Genomic DNA, 5,222 nt, shown 5'->3' on the forward strand with positions numbered 1-5,222 from the left:
GATCGGCCAGCGCCTGCAACGCTGCAAGCGCCGCCGGATTCTCGAGGGCGCTCACGTCGCCCGGCGGCAAGCCCCGCAACACGTTTCGCACCACGCGGCGCATGACCTTCCCGTTGCGCGTGCGCGGCAGATCGGGCACGACATGCACGACGCCGGGACGGAACGGTTTTCCCAGCGCCGCCTCGATCCGATCGGCCAGCGACTTCACCAGCACGCTCGGCGGTTCGCCGTGGGTACTGACGCAAACCACCAGCCGCTCCCCTTTCACCGGATCGGGCAGCGAGACGGCCGCCACGTCGCGCACGAGCGGCGACCCGAGCACGACCGACTCGACCTCGGCCGGCCCCAGCCGCTTGCCGGCAATCTTCAGCGTGTCGTCCGCGCGGCCGAGGATGAAGAATTGTCCGTCATCGTCTTCGAGCAACAGGTCGCCATGCGTCCACAGGCCCGGCCGCTGGCGCCAGTACGTTTCCTCGTAGCGGTCGGCCGCGTTCCAGAATCCCGACGTCATCCCGACGAAAGGCGCGGCGATCACCAGTTCACCGGGAACGCCACGCACGCGCTGCCCTTTCTCGTCGGCGGCAAACGCGTCGACGCCCGGCGATACGGCGTTGAAAGCGCAGGCACGGATCGGGCGCACGGGAACATTGCCCAACAGCGCGCCCGACGCCTCCGTGCCGCCGCTGTAGTTGATCACCGGCAACCGCGCCCGGCCGAATGCATGGAAGAACCACGCGAAGTGATCCGGGTCGATCACCTCGCCGGCCACCATCAGCACACGCAGGCTCTCCAGCACCGCGCCGTCGACGGCATCCAGCGACGCCGCCAGGCTGCGGATCAGCGTGGGCGATGCGCCGAAATGCGTGACATGGTGGCGGTCGATGATTTCGGCCAGACGTCCGGCGCCCGGATGGTCGGGCGCGCCGTCGTAGCACACCAGGGTCGCGCCGCGGACGAGCGCGCCGACCGTCGTGAGCGGGCCGACGATCCAGCCCATGTCGCTCGGCCACAGGCAGCGATCGCCGGGGCGCAACTCGAAGTGGTACGCACAATCGTGCAGGATCTTCAACGGGAACCCGGCATGCGTGTGCACCGTGCCCTTCGGCTCCCCCGTCGTGCCGGACGTGAAAACGATCATGAACGGCTGGTCCGGGTCCTGCGCGGGAAACGCGCGGGGCGGCGCCGCGTGCGCGGAAGCCGGGTCGTCGAGGGCGGCGGAACGCGCCGGCTCGTCGCCGTGGACGACGATGCGCAAACCCGGCATCTGTTCTTGCACGGCGTCGAACACGGGTTTCAGGTCGATGGTGCGCCCGCGGCGCCGGTAGCCGCCGCTCGCCAGCAACACACGTGCGTCGGCCAGCGTCAGTCGCGCGGTGACGGCGTCCGCGCCGAAACCGGTGAACAGCGGCACGGCGATCGCACCGATCGCCGCTACCGCGACCAGGCTGGCCGCGGCCGGCGCGCCCATCGTCATCATGACGCCGACCCGATCGCCCGCGCCGACGCCAAGCGCGCCCAGCCGCGACGCCCGTTGCCGTACATCCCGAGCCAGCGCGGCATAGCTGGTCGTGCTGACGCGTCCGTCCTCCGTTTCCGTGATGACTGCCGCCTGCATCGCGCGTGGACCGTCCGCGTGCGCAAGCACATGATCGACCCAGTTCAGTCGACCGCCGGTAAACCATCGCGGAAATGCGGGGCCGCTCGCCAGGTCGACATGCCGCTGCGGCGGCGTTCGCCACTGGAATTGCAGGTGCGTCATCACCGCGGCCCAGTAGCGTTGCGGCTCACGCAGCGAAATCCCGATCAGTTCTTCGAACGACGATGCGCCCAGGCACGCGCAGAGTTCACCCAGCAACGTGCTGGTCCGCCAATCGGACGGTGGTTGCCAAAGTATGTCAGTGGTGCTCATCGAAGTGCTCCGTCCTTATCTTGGGTCGCACGATGTCGCCCAGCCGGATCGCCCCGAGCAGGCAGGGTGGCAGATCAGGGTTGCGGATCATGGCCAGCCTTTCCACGCCGGAAATCGGGCTTGCGCCTTTCGCGGAAAGCACGCGTGCCCTCCTTCGATTCGTCGGTGTCGTAGTACAGCGACAGCGCCTCGAATCCCAGCGCACCGATCGCGCGAATGTTCTCGGAATCCGCGTTGAACGATCGCTTGGAGATCGCCAGCGCCGTGGGGCTCAGTGCAAGGATTTCGTCGCACCATCGCGCGACTTCCCCGTCGAGCTGATCGGCAGGCACGACCGCATTGAGCCACCCCATTGCAAGCGCTTCGCGCGCCGTGTAGCGCCGGCACAGGAACCACACTTCCCGCGCGCGTTTTTCGCCGAGGACACGTGCGAGCAGCGCCGTGCCGAAGCCGGGATCCACCGACCCCACCCTGGGCCCCACCTGCCCGAGCTGGGCCGCTTCGCTCGCGATCGCCAGGTCGCACACCGTCACGAGCACGTTGCCGCCGCCGATCGCATAGCCGTTGACGCGCGCGATCACCGGCTTCGGCACGTCGCGAATGAGGCTCTGCAACTCGTCCACGGGCAAGCCGATCGCGCCGCGGCCACCGTAGCCGCCATCGCCGTGGCTCGTCTGGTCGCCGCCGGTGCAAAAGGCCTTTTCGCCGGCGCCGGTCAGCACGATCACGCCGATCTCGCGATTCCAGCCCGCCTGCTGAAAGGCATGCAGCAGTTCGTCGACCGTCCTGGCGCGGAACGCGTTGTACACCGACGGACGGTTGATCGTGATCGTCGCCACGCCGCCCGCTTCGCGATACAGAATGTCCTCATAGTTCATCGCGCGGCCTCCAGCACCGTCAGCGCCGCGTCGAGCGCATCCAGTCCCTCGTCCAGCTCCGTGCGCGAGATGACGAGCGGCGGCGTCACGATCACCACGTTGTAGCGCCCGTACGCGTGAACGCCGCGCTTCAGCAGTTCGCCATAGAACGCGCGCATCGGCGCCGATCCCGCCGGGTGGTGCCACTCGACGAGCGGCTCGCGCGTTTCCCGGTCGCGCACCAGCTCGATGCCGAACTGGGCGCCCATGCCCCGCACGTCGCCGATCGACGGATGACGCTCCGCCAGCTCGCCGAGACCGTCGCGCAGCCAGCCTTCGATCTCGCGCGCCCGCTCGAACAAGCCCTCTTCCAGATAGACCTTCAGCGCCGCGAGGCCGCCGGCGACCGCCAGTACGTGGCCCGCATGCGTGTGGCCCACGTCGAAGAGTTCCGTATCGAAGTGGCGGGCCACGCCCTCGCGCACCAGGACGCCGCCGAGGGGCGTATACGAAGAGCTGGCCCCCTTGGCGAACGAAATCAGGTCCGGCAACACGCCGACCCGCTCGGCGCAGAACAATGCCCCCGTGCGCCCGAAGCCCGTCATGACCTCGTCGAAGATCAGCAGGATGCCGTGCCGGTCGCACAGGTCCCGAACGCCCGCGAGATAGCCCGGCGGGTAGACGACGACGCCGCTGGAGCCGGTCATCGGCTCCATCAGGATCGCGGCGACGTTTTGGGCGCCTTCATGCGACAGGACGCAAGCCAGGTGATCGAGGGCGCGGCGGGTCTCCTCGGCCGGCTCCGACGTATGGAACGGGCTGCGGTACGGATACGGCGCAAGGAACTTGACCATGCCCGGCAACGCAGGGAACGGATCGCGCCAGCGGTCCACGCCCGTCATCGCGCTCGCGCCGAGGGTGCTGCCGTGATACGACCGATAGGCGGTCAGCACCTTGGGCCGGCGTGTCACCAGCCGCGCGATCTTCACCGCGTCGTCGTTTGCCTCGGCACCGCCGCAGGTGAAATGCACGCGCAGCCCGTCCGGCCACGGCGAAACGCTGTTCAGGAGTTCCGCGTATTCGGCGCGCACGTCGTTGAAGTAGCTGGACGCGACCCAGCACATGCGCGCGGCCTGCGCCTGGATCGCCTCGACCACCTTCGGATGGCCATGTCCCAACGACACCGCGACATAGCCGCTGGTGAGGTCCAGATAGCGCTTGCCGTTCGCATCGTAGAAGTAGCATCCGTGCGCATGCGTGATGACCGGCGGATTGAGCCCGCCCTGGACCGCCCAGGGCACGAGCACCTTTCGAAACGACGACGCGAGCGCGGGATTCGACTCGCCGTGAATGCTGAGATCCATGTTGACTCCGGAAATGGCATGGCTCACTATTTCTGAGCCTCGTGACAGAAGGCTTCCAGATTAAGCACGCACGTCCTGCGCAACAAATCAAACGTTTCCGCACTGAGCCTCAATTCAATTTAGCCATGTCGCGACAACTTCCACCGCTGCTCTCCGTCCGCGCATTCGAGGCGGCCGCACGCCATGGCGGCTTCGCCCGGGCAGGTGACGAGCTGTGCGTCACGTCCGGTGCGGTGGGTCATCAGGTGCGGCTGCTGGAGGAGTGGCTGGGCACGCCGTTGTTCATGCGTGGCGCCCGGTCGGTCCAGTTGACGGAGATCGGGCGGCGCTACTTCCTGGAAATCGAGCGCTTGATGGACGAGCTCGAGCGCGCGTCGCTCGACATCCGGCAGGCCGCGGATTCGCCGGAAGTAACGGTCACCGCGATGCCGTCGTTCGTCACGCGTTGGCTGATGCCGCGCCTGGGCGAATTCCGGCGGCTGCATCCCGACATCGAGGTGCGCCTGCTGGCTTCGGTGCCCGCCGTCGACTTCAGCCGCGAGCGCGTGGACGTGGCGATCCGCCTGGGTGTGGGCCCCTATCCGGGGCTCGTCGCGGAAAAACTGATGTCGGAAACGTTCCTCGCGGTCGGGCAACCGTCGATATGCAAGCCGTTGCGCACCGTGGACGATCTGTTGCGTGCAACGCTGTTGCACGACGAATACGAGGCTCGCATTCCGGAGCAGGTGGACTGGATGCGCTGGAGCCGGATGCAGGACGTGCAGGCCGGCCCGGCGCGTTTGCGGCAAGGGCCGAGCTTCTCGCATACCTATCTGACGCTCGATGCCGCGATAGCGGGCCAGGGCGTGGCCGTGGCGTCGGACGTCCTCGCCGCCGATGCGGTCAGGCAAGGGCTGCTGGCCATTGCGCCGGGCAAGCCGGTGCAAGGCCCCTACAGCTACCATCTGTTGACGACGCGCGCGGCCGCCGCGCGGCCGCAAATCGATGCGTTCTGCAGTTGGCTGCGATCGGCCGCACGGTCGTTTTCGGCGGCCGGCTGGGCTTGAACGACATGAATCGCACGCGGCAGGTCCCGCCGCCCGCGATCCATGT

At 67.8% G+C, this 5,222-nt stretch carries 4 protein-coding genes; 1 reads left to right on the forward strand and 3 read right to left on the reverse strand.

Features of this window, described 5'->3' with window-relative positions; genetic code table 11:
- The 3 genes from JMF90_RS22955 to JMF90_RS22965 all read right to left on the reverse strand — a co-directional run.
- Positions 1-1,909 (reverse strand): AMP-binding protein (locus tag JMF90_RS22955; RefSeq protein WP_201325464.1); only part of this gene is annotated, 1,909 nt, incomplete at its 3' end.
- Between the two features lie 74 nt (positions 1,910-1,983).
- A complete protein-coding gene (locus JMF90_RS22960; RefSeq protein ID WP_077180501.1) occupies positions 1,984-2,787 on the reverse strand; it encodes an enoyl-CoA hydratase-related protein in 804 nt (267 codons plus the stop codon).
- Positions 2,784-4,130 (reverse strand): aminotransferase class III-fold pyridoxal phosphate-dependent enzyme, encoded by a 1,347-nt coding sequence (locus JMF90_RS22965; RefSeq protein ID WP_201317342.1) that lies wholly within the window; start codon positions 4,128-4,130, stop codon positions 2,784-2,786. The genes JMF90_RS22960 and JMF90_RS22965 overlap by 4 nt, the downstream gene beginning before the upstream one ends.
- Positions 4,131-4,171: 41 nt before the next feature.
- Between JMF90_RS22965 and gcvA the strand changes: the two genes are divergently transcribed.
- The gene (gene gcvA / locus JMF90_RS22970; RefSeq protein ID WP_236593046.1) at positions 4,172-5,176 is read left to right on the forward strand and encodes a transcriptional regulator GcvA; all 1,005 of its coding nucleotides are present in this window, start codon (positions 4,172-4,174) and stop codon (positions 5,174-5,176) included.
- Positions 5,177-5,222: the final 46 nt, after the last annotated feature.

Source organism: Burkholderia sp. E168m23, assembly GCF_016586125.1.
GTDB lineage: Bacteria > Pseudomonadota > Gammaproteobacteria > Burkholderiales > Burkholderiaceae > Burkholderia > Burkholderia orbicola.